We start from the raw sequence: 17,677 nt of genomic DNA on the forward strand, positions 1-17,677 counted from the left end.
CGTGCGCCGGATTTCCATTCCGCGAGTAGCCGGATTGACCGGACTAAGGCGCAGCGGGTCAACTTTCAGCTATGGACATTGCACGGATGGACATTGCACGTTGGGCCGCACGGTATGCCGGGTGACGGCGTGCTGATCGGCGGGGCCGGTACGGGATTCAGCCAGCCGCACGAGCACCGCAGAGTGGAGCTGGGCCGCGATATCGTCAGCGCCGCCTACATTCGCGGTGACTTCGTACTCAGCTCGGGCGGACGCAGCAGCTACTACTTCGACAAATACCTGTTCGAAACCAAGCCGACGATTCTGCGCAGGCTCGCCTCATTTCTCGCAGAGATGGTGCCCAGTGGCATCGACCGGCTCGCCGGACCGGAACTGGGAGCAGTGGCCCTGGTGACGGCGCTCTCGCTGGAGACGGGCATCCCGTTCGTCATCGTCCGCAAGGGTTCGAAGGGCTACGGCACCTCCCGGCTCGTGGAAGGTGAACTGCACGAGGGCGAACGGCTGCTGATCGTGGAGGACGTGATCAGCACCGGCTCCGAGGCGCTCAATGCGGCCACCAAGGTGCGGCAGGCCGGGGCGGATGTGCGGGGCATCCTCGCCGTCATCGACCGCGAACAGGGTGGCGCCGAAAACATTGCGGCCGCGGGGTTCCGGATGGAAGCCCTGTATCGACTGAGCGATCTGCCGGTCTGAGGAGAAACCGATGAACGTGAGAGAACTCTTGTCCCAGGGCGGCATGCTGGACGCCGGCATCCTCGCCGGAGACGACATCAACTGGTCGAAGTACAACGCCGCGATCGATCCCGGTGGCGCCGAGCAACTCGGCATCGCGCTGGCCGCCGAGCTCGCACCCGCCGCACCCGAGGTCGTGCTGGTGTGGGAGTCCGCGGAGGATCTGGTGCTCGGGCACATCGTGGCCAGGGAGCTCGGCGTGGCCGTGGTGCGCGCCTACGATTTCGACGGGCTCGTGCGCTACGTGGGCTCGTTCCCCGACCGCCCGCGTGTGGCGCTGCTCGCCGACGCTTTCCAGGACGCCTTCGTCCTGCGGGCCCTCAATTCGCTGGTGGCACAACAGGGTGGCACCGTCATCGCGACCGCGGCACTGGTGCCGACGCCCGCGGTCGACGGCGATCCGACCGCGCGCACGCTGCTCGGCGGCGCACTCACGAACGAAGGGGTCGCCGGGTGATGTCGGCAGCGGAACTGGCCGGCCACGACCTCGACGAGGCGGCGGTCGCGGCCCGAATCGGAGTCATGCTCGAGGAACTGGCGGCGCTCACCGAGCCCGGTCCGGGAGTCACCCGGCTGGCCTACACGCCGACCGAACGGCGGGCGCACGACCTGGTCGCCTCCTGGCTGCGCGAGGCCGGTCTCACGGTATCGGTCGATGCGGCGGGTAATACGATCGCCGAACTCGCGGGCACCGAACCCGGATTGCCGGCCATCGGCACCGGTTCACACCTGGACAGCGTCCGCTCGGGCGGGCGCTTCGACGGTATCGCGGGTGTGGTCGCCGCCGTCGAAGTCGTACGGGCACTGGCGGATTCGGGTACACCGCTGCGGCATCCGGTGCGGGTCGTTGCCTTCGCCGCCGAAGAGGGCGCCCGGTTCGGCCAGTCGTGTATCGGCAGCAAGGCCGTGGCCGGACTGCTCGACGAGGAGCAGGTGGCCGGACTGCGCGATGCCGACGGGATCTCGCTCGCCGACGCGATGATCTCGGTCGGACTGGCGCCGTCCCGGCTGCGCGAGGCGCGCTGGCAGCCCGAGGACTGGGCGGCGTTCCTGGAACTGCATGTCGAGCAGGGCGCGATCCTCGGCGAACAGGGACTGCCCATCGGAATCGTCGATCTCGTCTCCGGCAGCACCCGGCTGCTGATCGAATGCCGGGGCCGCGCCACCCACAGCGGCAGTACGCCGATGGCGGGCCGGGCCGATGCTCTCGCCGCGGCCGCGGAGATCATCCTGGACGCCGAAGCGATAGCGCACGATCCGCGGCATCACGGAACCCGTTGCACCGTGGGAAGACTCGAAGTGCTTCCCGGCTCTACCACGACCATCCCCGGACTCACCCGCTTGACCCTGGATGTGCGCGACGTCGACAGCGACCGGCAGCGGGATACGGCCACCGAACTGGCGCGGCGCGCGCAGGTGGCCTGCGATCGGCGGGGCGTCGGCGTCTCCTTCACACTGATCGGCGACGCGTCGCCGGTGGTGCTGCCGGTCTGGGTCCGGCAGGCCGTTTCGGAGGCCTGCGCGGAAACCGGTGCGCGATACCGGGTGATGAGCAGCGGTGCGAGCCACGACTGCCAGATGGTGAATCATGTGGTGCCCGCCGGACTGCTGTTCGTGCCCAGCCGCGGCGGGCTGTCCCATGTGCCGGAGGAGTGGACCAGCACCACCGATCTCGCGTACGGGGCGGGCGTGCTGCTGGGGGCGCTGCGGCGGATCGACCGGACTCTGAGCAGTCTGGCGGACGTAGCCGGCGACAGCGAAGCGGCCACACCGTGACAGCCGCGAATGCACCGCGGCGGTGGCCGTTCTGGTCGGCCGCCGCCGCGACGCGGGTCGCGGCGCTCGTCACCGAGCCGGATGGACTCAAATCGTGGCCGCACCCCGAGATCAAGGGCCTGGAGAAGAAGTTCGCGGCATTGCACGGCGCCCGCTACGGGCTCTTCCTCAACTCGGGCACCTCGGCACTGGCGGCCGCCTATTTCGGGCTCGGGCTGCTGCCCGGCGACGAGGTCCTGGTGCCTGCCAACACCTTTCTGGCGACGGTGACCCCACTGTTCGCCTGCAATCTGGTGCCGGTGCTGTGTGATGCGGACCCGGTGACCGGGCTGCTCGACCTCGCGGACGCCCGCCGCCGGATCGGCCCGCGCACCCGGGCGATCGCGGTCACCCACCTGTGGGGCACCCCGATGGACCCGATCGCATTGCGCGCCTTCGCCACCGAGTACTCGCTCGCGGTGGTCGAGGACTGTTCGCACGGGCACGGCACCCGCACCGTGGCGGGCCCGGTGGGAGGCGACGCCGATGCGGCCGCGTTCAGCATGGGGGCCGCGAAGACCGTCACCGGCGGCACCGGCGGCATGCTGCTGACCTCCCGGCAGGATGTGTACGAACGCGCAATACTGCTGGGGCTTCCTATGAAACGCGCGGTCACCGACGTCACGCTGCCGCAGCACGAGGGACTTGCCGCCACCGGGCTGGGCGCCAATCTGCGCGGCAATCCGATGTGTGCGGTGCTGGCGGCCGACCACCTGGACCGCCTGCCCGAAATCCTCGCCACCAAGAACGCCAATCTGCGGGTGCTCGAAGAGCTGCTGGCGGAGTCCTCCGTGCTCGCACCGCCGGCTCGGCCCGAATACTGGACCGCCGGAACGCGATTCGGATTCAAGGCCGCTGTCCGGCCCGAGCTGATCGGGCAGATCGACCGGAACGCGGTGGTCGCCTACTTGAAGACGCACGGTGCACCGGTGAGCGGTGCGCCCGGACCACTTCTGCACCGGCGCAGGCTCTTTCATGATCGTTCCGCGCTGACCGGCTATCACCCCGGCCGCCCGGCCGTCGAACTCGATGTCGACCCCGAGGGTTATCCGGCCGCCGATCGGATTCAGGAGGCCATGGTGACCGTCGACGCCGAGCTGCTGCACGAGCCCGCGCCCGCACTGTTGCGGACCTTCGCCAGGGCGCTGGCCGGACTGGACCGCGAACTCGACCGCTTGGTCCTCGCGCACGGAGTGTGGACATGATCAGCACCGATCGAGTCGCGACCACCGAATTCGGGTTGCGCACGTCCGCTGCATTCGAGCTGCGCCCGGAAGACCATCCCCGCGAATGGCCCTGGTACTCACCGGAAACCGTTGATCGGATCGCCGAGCTGACCGCGCGGGGGAGGGTTTTCGACTACGGTCACGGACCCGAGATCGCCGAACTGGAATCCGCGTTCGCCACCGCGCACGGCCGCCGATTCGCGGTGGCCGCCAACAGCGGCACCAGCGCGCTGTTCGAAGCCTTTCACGGGCTGAACCTGCAGCCCGGCGACGAGGTCGTGGTGCCGACCTTCACCTTCCTCGCCAGCGCCTCACCGCTGCTGCTGCTCGGCGCGGTGCCGGTGCTCGCCGATGCCGGCGACGCCGCGGGCAATGTCACCGCGGACACTCTCGCCGCGGCGCTGACCCGGCGTACCGCGGCCATTGTGGTCACCCACCTGTTCGGCGAACCGGTCGATATCGGACCCATTGTGGCGCTGGCCCGACGCGAGGGCCTGGCCCTGGTGGAGGATTGCTCGCACGCCCACGGCGCGCACTACGCCGACGGCAGACCGGTCGGCACCGCGGGCGATGTGGCCGTGTACAGCATCGGCGCACACAAGACGGTGACCGGCGGCCTCGGCGGCGTGCTGCTCACCGACGACGAGGACATCCACGACAATGCCGTGCTGCTGGGTAGTTTCAAACAGCGCAGCCGGCTGACCATCGCGCGGCCGGAGGTGCGCGCGCTGGCCGATATCGGGCTGGGCGGCAATCTGCGGATTTCCCCGCCGGCCGCGCTACTCGCCGCCGCCCATCTGGCCGAACTCGAGGAGATCGTCGCGGTGAAGCAGCGCAACGCATCCCGGCTCGAGTCCGTGCTGACCGGGTTCGCGGGGGTCCGTGCCGTGCCGACGGCGCCGCAGGCCGACCGGGGCGGCCGCTACGGCGTGCATGTGGAGCTCGATCCGGCCGTATCCCGTGCCGACGCGCTCGCCCGGCTCACCGCGCGCGGACTGCTCGTGAGTCCGCCGCAAACCCAGCTGCTGCACCGCAGTTCGCTCTTCCAAGGGGTCCGTCCGCCGCGGCAGCTGTACTCCGAACACGTGTGGCGGCGCGCATTCGCGTACCGGCACCACGACTTTCCGGTCGCGTCCGGGCTGCACGACCGCTGGGTCGCGCTACCGGCGACGCGTCTGCACGGCGACGCTGATCGGATGATCGACGACTATGCCGAGATCTGGGGTCAGGTCTGGGCGGAAATGGGGCTGTGATGATCGAATCAGTCTGTGAAGCAGCCGATTCCGTGTCGGTCGATACGCCGCTGGTGTTGAGCGACCGTGGTCTGCACACGCTGACCGCCGATCCGCGCCCACTGCTGGCCGCGGTAGCCCCGGGGTCACGCCTGGTGGGCGTCGGCCCGGGCGGGGTGCTCGTGGGCGCGGTACTGGCCGCGCTGTCTCGTCGCGATTTCGCCTTCTATCGGCGGCAACGCAAGGGGCACGGCACCCGGCAGCACATCGAGGGGCGCCACGGCGGTGGCCAGTGGACCGTGGTGCACTGCGGTGCCACCGATCCGGACCTGCTCCGGGCGGCCGGTATGGACGTGGTCGCGGAGATCCGGGTGACTCGCGAAGAGGGAACGGGTGCTGCCGGATTCATCCTGCCGGAGCCGGAATGCGCACCGGCCGAGCCGGTTTCCCTGGCCGACTCCGTGGAGTTGCTCACCGGGTCGGAATTCGTGCGGTCCTCCGGAGAACGCGTCGACCACTACTTCGAAACCCTGGCCGCGGCACACACTTACGACGTAGCGGCTCTGTTCGCCGACACCCTGGGCGGGCGTCCCGACCTGGTGGCGGGCGTGATGTGGGGCGGCTGCTACCTGGCCGCGGTCGCCGCCACCCGGAGGGGGGCGCAGCTGACCCTCGTCGATCCCGATGGACTCGATCCGGCCGCCGCCCTCGGGCCCGGCATCGGTTCGGTCGCGTTTCTCGACGATCTGGTCAACTCCGGCACGGACTTCCGCCGCTGCGAACGGCTCGCGGCCCATACCGGGGCGCGCGCCACCTTCCACGCGCTCTACAGTCCGCACGCCCGGGCGGACGTCGACCGCCATCCGGTCGCCATCGGACACCGGTTGGTTCGCTCATGACGTACACCCTCGCCGCCGACGGCTGGGATGTGCCGGTGCCGATACACGTGCGCGCACCCGGCGGTCCGGCCGCACAGGTCGTCCTGATGTTCCACCACCGCACCGGTCTCGATGCGTTCACCGAGGACGCCGCCGCCCGGCTCACCGCGACCGGCGCGCTGGTCGTCATCCCCGAACTCTTCGCGGGCATGCCCGCGGGACTCGAGCCCGACGAGTACAAATCCCGGTTGCACGACGATCCGGTGATCGACCTGACCCGCATGCTGGTCGCCGACACCGGAACCCGATTCGGGCTCGGGCGGCCCGCGGCGATCGGCTTCTGCCTGGGCGGGCGGCTCGCGCTGCTGGCCGCGGCGGCCGATACCGGAGTGCGGCGCGCCAGCTGCTTCTACGGTGGCGCAACGCAAGTCGGCTGGCACAGCCCGCTGTCCCCGATCGACCGGCTGGCCGGCGGCGGCGGAGTTCCCGTTCAACTACATCGGGGCAACCGGGACTCCGCGGTCACCGCGGAGTCCGAGCTGGCGGCCGTGCAGGCCGCCGACGCGACCGGAACACCGCTGGAAGCCTGCGTCTACGCGGGCGCGCGGCACGCCTTCTGCAATGCGTCCGATCCGCTCCGGTATCACTCGTATGCCACCGAGCGCGCCTGGGCGAACGCACTGAGCTTCCTGGCGATGGAAGAGGTGCTCGCATGATGTCGATCGGCGTGTTCGGCGGGTTCTCGGCGGGGGAAGGCGAGCAATACCGCACTGCCGCACGCGAATTGGGCACCCTCATCGGGCAGGGCGGGCACCGGCTGGTCTACGGCGGCGGCCGCGGCGGTCTCATGGGTGAGGTCGCCGCGGCGACCCTGGCCGCCGGGGGCACCGCGCTGGGCGTGATTCCCGAATTCCTGGTGGCGCGCGATCGGATTGCGCACACGCCGATACATCCGGTCGTCCACACCCCGGATCTGTTCGAGCGCAAGCGGATCATGATCGCCGAATCGGACTGCTTCGTGGCACTGCCCGGCGGGTACGGCACTCTCGACGAAGTGCTCGACGTGGTGGCGATGCGAGCGCTCGGCGTGCTGTCGGCGCCGCTGGTATTGCTCGATATCGACGGGGCGTGGCAGGGGTTCCTCACGGTGACCGGAGATCTCCGGAGCCGGGGATTCATTCGCCGCGATCCGGGATTCCAGCTCGCGGATACCGCGGCCGCCGCCTTCACGCACCTCGCGAGCCTGCACCCGGTGTCCTGATCATTCGGTGCGAGCGAACGGACGGGCATGCTGGATCTGAGCGGAACTCCATCGCCCTGGCCCGGTGATATCGAGGCACTGTGGTCCGATGCCGCTGCCACACAGGATATTTCGGCTGCCGACGGTCCGGACGCGTGGCGTGCGACAGTCGCCGCGATGCTCGGAGCGGGATCCGGCGATCGCCTGCAGATCACGGCGGGAGTGCGCCCGGTCGTCGCGGCGTTCGCGGATCTGGGGCGCACGGTACTGCTCGAGGGGCCGACCTTCGCCGGAGTCCGGCGGGCGTTCGAGCGCGCCGGACGCCCGGTCACGATCGCACAGCTGGACGAACTGCTGCGGCAGGCGAAACCTGCTGCCCGCACCCTGATCTGGCTGACCTCGCCGGGGCGGAATCCCGACGGCTGGACGGCCGGGCCCGAATTCGTCACCGAGCTCGAAGGATTCATCGCCGACGGGGGACTGGTCGTGCAGAACGAGACCTACCGCTGGCACGGCCCGCCGGCGCCGCCCGTCCCCGGCGCCGTCCGCATCGGCTCGCTCGCGAAAGTCGCTGGACCGCACCGGAATATCGGCTGGCTGCTCGGCAGTCCCGAGGTGACGCCGACCGCATCCCGGATCGTATCCGCCCCGGGTCGGGAAGTGCAGGCGCACTGGGCGAGATTCGCCGCGGCCGGCGGGCTGGATCTACTTGCCCGCCGTGCCCGGGCTGTCGCGGCGACGACCGGACGGGCACGTTCGGCCATCGCGGGCGGAGATGTTCAGGCCGCGTGGCACGGCGCCTCCTTCCTGCTCCGGATTCCCGGGGCGGACGCGGCGGCGGTGCTCGAGCGCGCGGGCGTCAAGGCCGGACCGGGCCCGGCCTTTCACGCGGCCTCCGATACCGCGCGGCTCTGCTTTCTGGGATGCGACGCCGATTGTGCGCACGATGCCCAACTCGCCCGGCTCGCCGAGAGATTGGGCGCCCGCATCGCCGGTTGCTCCGGATGACCGCCATCGATAATCAGGCGCCGCTTTTCCATTTCCCGATCCGAATTTCGTTCCGCCGCGCGTTCACCACCGGCCGGTATTAGTGTCGAATGCACCGCGCTGACGTATTCGGAGCCCTCCGGAATTGCCGCCCCAGCCTTCGGTCGATGCTGCCGCAGATTTTCGTCAGGCGGAAGAATTTGATTCGGAGGAGTCATGCAAGACGTCATTCAGGAAAAGGAGCAGGCCGCGGTATTGGCTCTCGGCCTCGTGCTGCCCGGCTGCGATCTCGCCACGAGCAACGCCGCGCTCGCCGTGCTGGGACCGGAGAAATCGGCGGAACTGCTCATCCGCCACAAGGTCAGCCGCATAGCCCGTGCCCGCCTGGCCGGACTCGGCGCGGACCCGGTCGCTGCGGCCACGGCCCAACTGCTCGCCGACTACATCGAACCGATCGATATCCGGTTCCTCGGCAGCGGCGAACTGCTCGACCTGGTGGCCCGGGTGGCCGCCGAGGGCGGCTTCGGAGTGCGGCGGATGAAAGGATTCAGTCAGCGCGACCGCTACCCGCAGGGGCTGATCCGCGATGTCGGCGATATCGATCTGCTGGTCGCCGATTACGACGCGGCCTGGCTGCTCGCCGAGGCGTTCCTGGATCGCGGATACATCTATCCGCCACACGAATTGCCGTGGTTCAAGGGCGATCTCACGGGTGGTCTCTACGGTCAGGTCCGCCTGATCAGCCCCGGCCGGGTGGAACTGCCGATCGATATCCACGTCGGCCCCTATTCGGTGCGGCACTGCGGGCTCATGCCGATGCGCACCGATCTCACCGCGCACATCGGCGGCGAGCCGCTGCCGCCGGTCGATCCGATCGACGACTTCTGCTGTGTCATAGGCAATGCCGCCGGCGATTGCTTCATCGATGCCAAAACCGTGAACGACATTGTGCTTGCGCTGCGGGCACATCCAGATCCGGAGGCGCTGCGCGCCGCCGTCCACCCCACGCTGGACGCCGCCGCCCTGCTGCCCTTCTTCGCGACCTGCCTGGACCGGGTACACGCGCTCTGCGCCCCGGACCCGGCCTTGTCGGCAGCCCTGGACCTGTTGCGTCCCGATGTGGAGCCCGAGCCGCAGCCACCGCTCGCCGCGCCCAATGCGGACCATCGCATCGAGGTGACGATCGCGCACGCCGGATTCGCGGCCGAACGTGTCCCAGGTTCGTCCCCCGCGCTCACCGCGGCGATCGTCGAAGGTGCGCGCCGCGCCTACAGTTCGCCGTCGCCGCTGCTGGTGACGGAGTTGCCCTATGACGACTCCCGGCGCGCCCTCCCGCAATTGGTGCGCTGGAACTGCGTCCGGCTCGTACCGCTGACCAGCACACCCGCGTTCGCCGCACACGCCTTCCGATTGGCCGGGCGCACCGTGGTGCTCGCGACGCCGGAGGGGCAACTCGTGGATGCCGGAGCGGCCGGGCAATTCGTGCCCACCGTCGACTTCGTGCTGCCCTCCGGTCTGGTCGGCACACCGTGAATTGGAAATACGGTCCATGATCTCTCGAATTCACTTCGGTGAATGCAGATATCGGAAAGCGCGGTCACCGAATATTGACCACATTGTCGCCATCGTGATGAACTCCTTGGGCAACCCCGATTGCGGGGTTGACAACATCGGACAAGCGTCTTCCGATGTTCAATCTCTCGGGCCCACATGGCCATTCACTTATCGAGAGGAGGGTAACCATGGATCGCAATCACGCCGTAGGCCTGCGTCCGCAGCTGGACAAGGTCGTCGTTCGCACCGGCAAGTAGTGGTGTAAGCCAGGTGCCGCACCATGCGGCACCTGGCTCCACGTCACACCCTCTCCCTCAGAAACGGGATCGTCGTGACCGAAGCACTCCAGACCATCCGCCGCACCCCCGCGCTCGTCGATCACGAATCATATTTGCGCACAACCAGTCTGTGCTTCGCGCTCGGCCACGGCGCCCGGCACGACCCGCACGGCGCGGCGGGGACCACGCACATGCTCGAACACCTGCTGATGTCCGCTCCGCTCGCGGACGGCATTTCCGTGGCACAGCACATCGAGCGTCTGGGCGGCAGCTGTAATGCCACGACCGGACCGGAGTCGCTGGTCGTGCACGCGCAGGTACTCGATCAGGATGCGGAGCGGATCATCGAATTGCTCGGCGAGGCGCTGCTGCGCCCGCGGCTGAGCCAGGAATGCCTGGACTCCGAACGCCGGGTGGTACTGCAGGAGCTCACCGCGGCCGCGACCGATCCCGCCGATGCCGTCCAAGACGCCTTCCTAGCAAGGCTTTTCGCGACGCACCCGCTGGCATCACCCGTCGGAGGCCTCGCGGAGACCGTCTCGGGTATCGGCCTTGCCGACGTGCAGGACGCGTACACGCGCGCACTCGCCCTGGCGCCGCGGACCGTCGCCGTCGTCGGCGGCCTGTCGAAGGACCGAGTGATGACCGCTCTGGCCGGCAGTGGCCTGCTCGATATACCCAGCGCGGCAACGGAACCTCCGGAAGACGCAGCGCCCGGCCCGGTGGCGCCGGGTACCGACGAAGCCTGGCCCGATGAGTTCTGCTGGATGATGGTCGGCGGACGCGCACCCCGCGCGAGAGATCCCCGCAGGTTGACCTACACCGTGCTGGCACATCTACTGGGATCCAGCCCCGCCTCGCTGCTGTACGCACGGTTTCGGGGGCAGGAGGCGCTGGCCTATTACTTCAGTTCCTGGTCCCGCACCTACACCGACAGCGGGGCATGGCGCATGCTCGCAGGCTGCGAGCCCGGAAATGCCCCGCGACTGCTGTCCGCATTCCGGGAGGTATTGCACTGTGTAGCAGCAGGATCTACCGCCCCGGGTGATTTCGCCGCCGCAGTCCACCAGGCGGTGGTGGAGAAGGTGCTCGATGCCGAGTCGCCGCTCAACCGCGCCATCCGGCTCGCCTCCCGCGGCATCCTCGCCGACGATCGCTGGGATCCGGAACACGATATCGCCGCGCTGCGACAGGTGACCCCGGACCAGGTGGCCGAGGCCGCGGCCGAACTGGCTGCCGGTCTGGTGTCGGTGGTCCGTCCGGAGCGGTCGTGATCGGGCAGGCAGCGCTCGACGTGCCCGCCGCATATCTCGAAGCCGCGGAAACGGCAGGTCTGGTGCATCGACTGGGGGACCTGCCGGTAGTAGCCGGACTCCACGTGGATGCGTTGACCGGTGAAAACCAATGCCTCGTCGAGTACGCCGACCGTGCCCTGCTCACCGATATCCCGGGATTGCTCGATCAGCTGTTCCGCCGATTCCCCTCCTGCACTTCCACAGTCGTGCGCCTGCCCGCGGATATCGGACCGTCCCCGTACCTGGAACCGGTGATCAGCTATCTGCGGTTCCTGCCGGACCGATCCCGCACCGCCGCCACACCATCCGGTACCGCACTGCGAATTGCCTTGGACGACGGCAGCTTTGACGAACAGGTCCGGGCCTGGCTGGCTCAGGCGCTGATCGTCGCCCAGTCGGATCGCGGCAATGCCGCGGATGTGGACGCGGTCACCAGCGCCGTCACGGGCATCATGAGCGCTCCCGCCCGCCGCACCTGGACCGTGCATACCGCCGGCCGCCGGGAGCCGATCGGTCACGCGACCGCGCTGATCGACGCCTTCGATGATGTCACCGGCACCGCCTTCGTCGACCTCGTCGACATTCTGATCGACGATCCGGCACAGGTGCGCGCGGCGACGGCGGCGCTGGTCGACGCCTGCGCCGCCGAAGCCGGACGCTTGGGGCTGCCGATCATCGGAAACGTGTGTCATCCGAGCACATTCGAGGGTCGTGATCCGGCCGCCGAGACGATAACCAAGCTGTGCCGCCGTGGTTGGCGCCCGGTCTACCGGTATTGCTCCGCGCCACGCCCCGCCGGCGCGCGGCCGGCTTCCCGTGACTGAACAGGAGTTTCGTGTGCCTCCCGAACCGCGTGCCGGCGTCGCCGTCCAGCTTGACCTGATTCGTGAACTCATGGCGGTCGATCCCGGCCTCGGTGCCCGTGACCTGCTACTGGCCGCGCGTGACGCCCGTGGCGGACTCCCCGCGCTGGTGCTGTCCCTGGCCGCGCTCGAAGCGGTCCCGATGGGCACCGGCGCCCGTGACGAGCTGCGACGGCTGACCCGGCGCAGCGAGACCTACCGGCAGCTCGCGGACCGCATCGCGGACGCGACCGGTGCCCGTGTAGTGAAGGGCCCGTCCCTGGCGAGCTACTACCCGCCCGGCGTGCTGCGGTCGGTGGGTGATCTGGATATCGTCGTCTCGGACGAGCCGCAGCTGTGGCAGGTCTTGTCCCTGGTCCTCGACGCACACCCCGCCCACGAAGCGCTCTTCACCGAATTGCCCAGTGCGGCAGGCACCCAGCTGTACGCGTGTGTGCAATGGCCCGGGGAGGATCCGCTGCTGGATCGCGACTACCGGGTCGAAGTGAGCACCTTCGCCTTCGCGGGGGAGCCCGGGCTCGGCCCGATGCGGATCACGCTGCCCGCCGACCCCGCCGCGGCCGACCTGCTATCCCTCGCGGAGGAACGTTTCCAGCGTCCCTTCGGAATCCGGGACATGCTGGACCTGGCCCTGGTGCTCACCTCCGGGCGGGCGCCGGAACCGCGGCGGCTCGCCGAGATCGCCGCCGCGCATCGTCTCACGCCGGAACTGCTCGAATTGTGCGAGCGCACGGCCGCGTACCCGGCGCTGGCCGGAACGGTTCCCGCAGAACTGATTTCCGCCCTGCGGGAGTTCGCCGACGCCGAGCAGGCGCTGCGCTGCCCGGAGGTGCCCGAAGCCCCGGACGGTCCGCCCTGCTACGGAATGCAACTGACGACACCATTGCGCCGCGGCGCGGGAGATCGGTGCGAACGCCATAGGACCGGCTCCGAAGTTGTTGTCCGAACCCCGATCTCGGACTTCCTGATGGTCCCCGGTGCACTGGTGGACCCGGACGCGTATGAGCGAGCGCTCGCCTACCTGGCCACCCTGCGAACCTGGCCCGTGCGCTGCGCCACCACAACGAAGGGATGACCACCGTGCCGATTGTCGAAACGGACCGGCTCACCCGGATGTTCACCACGGCCGGTGGTCGCCGGATCACCGCGCTGGACAGTGTCACGCTGGCTGTCGAGCAGGGCGAAGTCGTCGGACTGCTCGGCCCCAATGGTGCCGGGAAGACGACTCTTTCGCGAATTCTCACTACGCTGCTGGTGCCGAGTTCGGGCACCGCCCACATTGCGGGCCACGACGTCGTGCGCGAACCCAAGGAGGTCCGGCGGCGCATCGGCCTGGTGCTCGGTGGCGATCGGGGTCTCTACGGCCGGTTGACCGCACGCCAGAATCTGTTGTACTGGGCGGCATTACAGCGACTGAGCAGCCGGGCGGCACGGCAGCGCACCGACGATCTGCTCGAGCGCCTGGGACTCACCGCCCGCAGCGAAGACCGGGTGGAAACGTTCTCCCGCGGCATGATTCAGCGGGTGCACCTGGCCCGGGCGCTGATCGGCGACCCCGAAGTATTGATCATGGACGAACCGACCAATGGCATGGATCCGCACGCGGCCGCCGGATTCCGCACGCTGGTACACGAACTGCGTGCGTCGGGAACAACCGTGCTGCTGGCCACGCACGATATGCACGAGGCCCAGGCGCTGTGCTCGCGACTGGCATTGATCGACCGCGGCCGGGTGCTGCGATGGGGCACAGCGGAAGCACTGCTGTCCGGACTGGGCTACGCCCGCATCGTGACGGCGCGCGGCGTCCCCGCGCGTGTCATCGCCGAAATCGCCCTGCTGCCTGCGCAATCCGAGGCCGGGCCGGATGAATCCCTCATTGTGCGGCCGCAGGACGAGGAGACGCTCAGCCTGGTGCTCGATCGGCTGGTGCAGGCGCGGGTGCAGCAGATCTCCGTCGAAGCGCCCGGCCTGACCGAGGTCTATCGCAGCATTATCGAGGATCGGGAGCTGACCGTCTGATGCTCACCGTGGCGCGGACCCAGTTCCTGCTCATCGCCCGATCGCCGCACCTGCTCGCGACGCTGGTCGTCATACCGCTCTACTCGCTGGTGTTCTTTTCGGTCCTCGCCAACCACCACCGGCCCGAACTCGCCACCACGGTGGCCTTCACGGCGTTTCTGATGAGCCTGTGGTCGCATGCGGTATTCGTGGCCGCCGAGGCCATCGACGACGATCGGCTGCAGGGCACGCTGGTGCTGGCCCTGCTCACGCCCGGGCGCTACGCCGGAGCCCTGACGGTGCGAATATTCACCACCACCGCGCTCGCCCTGCCGGTGCTGGCGGAGGTACTTCTCATCGGGCGCTGGGTGTTCGGGTTCGATATGCGCACCGCCGATACCGGGCTGTGCGCCGCGATCGCCGTGCTCATCACGCTCGGTGCGGCGGGCGGCGCCATAACGATCAGCGGACTGATGATCCTGGTGCGCGGCGCGCGCACCCTTCAGAACGCCCTGACCTACCCGTTCTATCTGCTCGGTGGCCTGATCGTGCCGGTCGGCACCCTGCCGCAGCCGATACCGGCCGTCTCCCGGATCTTCTTTCTCGCGCAGGGCGCGCAGCTACTGCGGGATGTGGCTGCCGGGTCGGCGGGCGCGGTCGGTGGCAGACTCGCCGGTTTGCTCGCCCTGGTCCTGCTGCAATCACTGCTCGGAATGCTGTTGCTGCGCAGGGTGCTTGCCTCCGTCCGGCACGGAAAGGTGCCCCTCGATGGCTGATCCAGTACGCGTGCAGCGCGCCGGCAGCGCGGTGGCCCGGCAGATCGCCTACGGAGTGATCAGCAGTTACCAGGACTATCGGGCCATGTTCACCTGGCGCTCGTGGGCAGGCGGCTGGCTGCTCCGGCTGATCTGCCAGGTCCTGTTCTTCGCCACCCTGGGCCGATTGCTCGGATCGGCTGCCGCGCAGGGCTATCTCGCCTTCGGCAATGCCGCGGTGCTCGGTCCGGTCGGGGCCCTCGGCGTGGTTTCCTCGACCGTGCGGGAACGGCGCCTGGGCACGCTGCAATTCCTGCTCATCACCCGCGCCGATCCCTTCCTGGTACTGGCTTCCCGTGGCCTGTACTGGGTTGCGGACGCGGTGGTCACCTCATCGATCGCCCTTGCCGTGGTGCCGGTACTGCTGCCGGTGCCGATGCACTGGGCCGCGTTTCCCGCGGTGCTCGGCATCGATGTGCTCACCACATTGAGTTGCTACTGTCTCGCCTTGTCGCTCACCGGTTTCAGCGTGGCGCGACCCGGCCTGCGGATGTACCTGACGATGGGCGTCACCATCACCCTGATGACGCTCGCCGGTGTCAGCACCCCTGCGCCAACCACTGGTTTCGCGGGGGGAGTGGCGGGTGTACTGCCACTCACACACGGCCTGCGGGCCATGCGCGCCCTGGCCGCAGGGGAGCCGACTCCGATAAAAGAGATCTTCGGCGAGGTCGCGGTGGCGCTGGCGTGGGCGGCGGTCGGCTATCTGGTGCTGACTCGCGCGCTGCGCAAGAAGGTGCGTTCGGGGTCCCTGACCGTCGGGTGAATTCGATGATATATCAAGATCACAATCATATTAGCTTGGTTAATTACCTGTAACTCGCGCCATGAATCGTGCAGAGGTTTTCCATTTCCCGATCCGGAAACAATCTGGTCGTGCGGTTTTCGGTTACCCGGCGTTAGTCTCGAATCCACCGGACTCACGTACTCGGAATTCGGTAATTCGGAGGCTTCATGCAATACGAGTGGATGGTCGTACCCGTCCCCGCTGTCGTCGACGGCCTGGTGGAAGGTGTGGCCAAAGAATTCGATGCGATAGTCGGCGACTATCAGCGGATTCTCTTCGGCAATGGAAACATGCTCGTCAAGGCCGATCGGCCGCCCCCGGGCGTGCGCCGGGTGCTGCTGGTCATGGACGGCATCGCCGGACCCAATGGCAATATCGTCGAACTCGGGCTGGTCGCCGACGCGCTGCGGCGCTGGGGGCCGCTGGAGATCTACTGCCTGCTGCGCTACCTGCCCTACAGCCGGAGCAATCGCGTCTCGTCGCCCGGCGTCGCGCTCGGCGCGAAGGTCTTCATCGATCTGCTGTGTGCGCTGCCGATCGACCGCTTTCTCACCTTCGATCTGCACGCGCCCGAACTGGTCGGATTCTTCGGTAAACCGGTCCATCAACTCGGCACCCTCACCGGCATCACCGAGCAGCTCATAGACGACGGACTGACCTACGACCTGATCGTCGGCACCGACCGCGGCCGGGCCGACGAGTGCACCGTGCTGGCCGACAACTTCCGCGCCGATATCGAGTTCTTCACCAAACGACGGGTTGGGCACACCGGCGAAAGCCATACCCGGCTCGAGGACAAGACCCGGGTGCGCGGCGCGCGAGTGCTCTTGTACGACGACGAGATCGACAGCGGTCACTCGGCCGCCGAGGCCATTCGCATGCTCGACCGCAGCGGCGCGGCCTCGATCGACTTCCTCTCCCTCTACGACATCGGCCGCCCGGGAGCGCTCGAGGGTCTCGCCGGCACCGGCGCCCTGCGCACCCTCATGCTCACCAATGCCACCGCGCGGCCCTCGGCTCCGGTGCTGCCCACCCGGACCTTCGATCTCTCGCCCCTGCTCGCCCCTTTCCGTTGAAAGGACCGCCGTGACCGTTCCACCGCTCGCCATCGTCGTGCCGGCCCGGGAGAAACTCAGTACCGTCCATCGCTGTCTCGATGCGCTCGAGGCGCATGCGCCCGCCGGATCGGTGGTCTACCTCGTCGACGTCGGATATTCGGCCGAGACGATCGCCGCCGTGCACGCCCGGCCCCCGGGCCGCATCGGGCTGCGGATCGTGCGGGCCGGACCCGGGCCGGTGCTCGTCAATGCCGCGGTCAATGCCGCGCTCGCGCACATCGATGAGCCCACCGTGTGCGTGGTGGAAAACGATGTTGTTGTGGGGCAGGGCTTCTGGGTGGAAATGGCGGCGGCGCTCGATGCGTTCGACGCCGATCTGGTGTCGCCCACCATCGTCGACGGGCATACCGGGAAGATTCACTTCGACCCGCCGGTCAGTGAACTCACGCTGGCCGAGGACGGGTATCGCAGCCGGCTCGTGCGACGGCCCAAGCCTGCCTGGCCACGGGTCATCGGCCGCAGACGGATCAGCCATCTGGAGAAACACTGCTTCGGCGGCACCCTGGAGGCGTTCCGCGCGCTGGCGCCGTTCGATGAAAAGGTATGCACGCGAACGGATGTCGACCTGTCGCTGGCCTGTCATCGGGCAGGGCTCCGGCTGGTGATGGCGCCCGCCGCAGCGGTGGCCTTCTTCGGGCCACCGGTCGAGCCGGCGGATATGGCCTTCTTCGCCTATCGCTGGGACCTCGACCGCGCGACGCGCTCCAACGAGCGGCTGGTGGCCAAATGGCAGCTGCGTGACGACCACGACTACCTGGAATTCGTGCACGAGATGCGGGCCTTCATCGGCCGTCGTGTATCCGCCCGTTGACCCCGAGTTACATCTGTGTTGTCCAGCTTGACGTTCCGGCTACGGTCA

The 17,677-nt window shown here is 68.5% G+C and carries 18 protein-coding genes; all 18 read left to right on the forward strand.

Annotated features, from left to right (window positions below; all coding sequences use genetic code 11):
- The first annotated feature begins 93 nt into the window (after positions 1-93).
- Entirely contained in the window at positions 94-693 is a 600-nt protein-coding gene (gene pyrE / locus JWN03_RS05025; protein WP_297610388.1) for an orotate phosphoribosyltransferase, read from the forward strand.
- A 10-nt stretch (positions 694-703) separates the two neighbouring features.
- Positions 704-1,189 carry a hypothetical protein gene (locus JWN03_RS05030; RefSeq protein ID WP_297610390.1) on the forward strand — a complete coding sequence of 162 codons (486 nt, stop codon included), beginning with the start codon at positions 704-706 and terminating at the stop codon, positions 1,187-1,189.
- On the forward strand, positions 1,189-2,508 hold the full coding sequence (locus JWN03_RS05035; RefSeq protein ID WP_297610393.1) for a Zn-dependent hydrolase: 1,320 nt from the start codon (positions 1,189-1,191) through the stop codon (positions 2,506-2,508). The genes JWN03_RS05030 and JWN03_RS05035 overlap by 1 nt, the downstream gene beginning before the upstream one ends.
- Positions 2,505-3,752, forward strand: coding sequence for a DegT/DnrJ/EryC1/StrS family aminotransferase (locus tag JWN03_RS05040; protein WP_297610395.1), 1,248 nt, complete (start codon positions 2,505-2,507; stop codon positions 3,750-3,752). The genes JWN03_RS05035 and JWN03_RS05040 overlap by 4 nt, the downstream gene beginning before the upstream one ends.
- The gene (locus tag JWN03_RS05045) at positions 3,749-5,026 is read left to right on the forward strand and encodes a DegT/DnrJ/EryC1/StrS family aminotransferase (RefSeq protein WP_297610397.1); all 1,278 of its coding nucleotides are present in this window, start codon (positions 3,749-3,751) and stop codon (positions 5,024-5,026) included. The genes JWN03_RS05040 and JWN03_RS05045 overlap by 4 nt, the downstream gene beginning before the upstream one ends.
- A gap of 32 nt (positions 5,027-5,058) precedes the next feature.
- On the forward strand, positions 5,059-5,904 hold the full coding sequence (locus JWN03_RS05050; protein ID WP_297610401.1) for a hypothetical protein: 846 nt from the start codon (positions 5,059-5,061) through the stop codon (positions 5,902-5,904).
- Entirely contained in the window at positions 5,901-6,599 is a 699-nt protein-coding gene (locus JWN03_RS05055) for a dienelactone hydrolase family protein (RefSeq protein WP_297610404.1), read from the forward strand. Before JWN03_RS05050 ends, JWN03_RS05055 begins: the two co-directional genes overlap by 4 nt.
- The gene (locus JWN03_RS05060; protein WP_297610407.1) at positions 6,596-7,144 is read left to right on the forward strand and encodes a TIGR00730 family Rossman fold protein; all 549 of its coding nucleotides are present in this window, start codon (positions 6,596-6,598) and stop codon (positions 7,142-7,144) included. The genes JWN03_RS05055 and JWN03_RS05060 overlap by 4 nt, the downstream gene beginning before the upstream one ends.
- Positions 7,145-7,171: 27 nt before the next feature.
- Positions 7,172-8,131, forward strand: a complete 960-nt coding sequence (locus tag JWN03_RS05065; protein WP_297610410.1) for a hypothetical protein — start codon at positions 7,172-7,174, stop codon at positions 8,129-8,131.
- A gap of 195 nt (positions 8,132-8,326) precedes the next feature.
- Entirely contained in the window at positions 8,327-9,643 is a 1,317-nt protein-coding gene (locus tag JWN03_RS05070) for a nucleotidyltransferase family protein (protein ID WP_297610413.1), read from the forward strand.
- A gap of 352 nt (positions 9,644-9,995) precedes the next feature.
- Positions 9,996-11,216 (forward strand): M16 family metallopeptidase, encoded by a 1,221-nt coding sequence (locus JWN03_RS05075; protein ID WP_297610416.1) that lies wholly within the window; start codon positions 9,996-9,998, stop codon positions 11,214-11,216.
- Positions 11,213-12,061: a hypothetical protein gene (locus JWN03_RS05080; protein ID WP_297610419.1), complete on the forward strand. Its 849-nt coding sequence runs from the start codon at positions 11,213-11,215 to the stop codon at positions 12,059-12,061. The genes JWN03_RS05075 and JWN03_RS05080 overlap by 4 nt, the downstream gene beginning before the upstream one ends.
- Positions 12,062-12,074: 13 nt before the next feature.
- Positions 12,075-13,175 carry a hypothetical protein gene (locus JWN03_RS05085; RefSeq protein ID WP_297610421.1) on the forward strand — a complete coding sequence of 367 codons (1,101 nt, stop codon included), beginning with the start codon at positions 12,075-12,077 and terminating at the stop codon, positions 13,173-13,175.
- The gene (locus tag JWN03_RS05090; protein ID WP_297610424.1) at positions 13,172-14,119 is read left to right on the forward strand and encodes an ABC transporter ATP-binding protein; all 948 of its coding nucleotides are present in this window, start codon (positions 13,172-13,174) and stop codon (positions 14,117-14,119) included. Before JWN03_RS05085 ends, JWN03_RS05090 begins: the two co-directional genes overlap by 4 nt.
- Positions 14,119-14,874, forward strand: coding sequence for an ABC transporter permease (locus tag JWN03_RS05095; RefSeq protein ID WP_297610427.1), 756 nt, complete (start codon positions 14,119-14,121; stop codon positions 14,872-14,874). The genes JWN03_RS05090 and JWN03_RS05095 overlap by 1 nt, the downstream gene beginning before the upstream one ends.
- The gene (locus JWN03_RS05100) at positions 14,867-15,679 is read left to right on the forward strand and encodes an ABC transporter permease (protein ID WP_297610429.1); all 813 of its coding nucleotides are present in this window, start codon (positions 14,867-14,869) and stop codon (positions 15,677-15,679) included. The genes JWN03_RS05095 and JWN03_RS05100 overlap by 8 nt, the downstream gene beginning before the upstream one ends.
- A 188-nt stretch (positions 15,680-15,867) precedes the next feature.
- On the forward strand, positions 15,868-16,776 hold the full coding sequence (gene prs / locus JWN03_RS05105; protein WP_297610431.1) for a ribose-phosphate diphosphokinase: 909 nt from the start codon (positions 15,868-15,870) through the stop codon (positions 16,774-16,776).
- A gap of 10 nt (positions 16,777-16,786) precedes the next feature.
- A complete protein-coding gene (locus JWN03_RS05110; protein ID WP_297610434.1) occupies positions 16,787-17,629 on the forward strand; it encodes a glycosyltransferase in 843 nt (280 codons plus the stop codon).
- The last annotated feature ends 48 nt before the right edge of the window (positions 17,630-17,677 follow it).

It is taken from the genome of Nocardia sp., from assembly GCF_025465275.1.
Taxonomy (GTDB): domain Bacteria; phylum Actinomycetota; class Actinomycetes; order Mycobacteriales; family Mycobacteriaceae; genus Nocardia.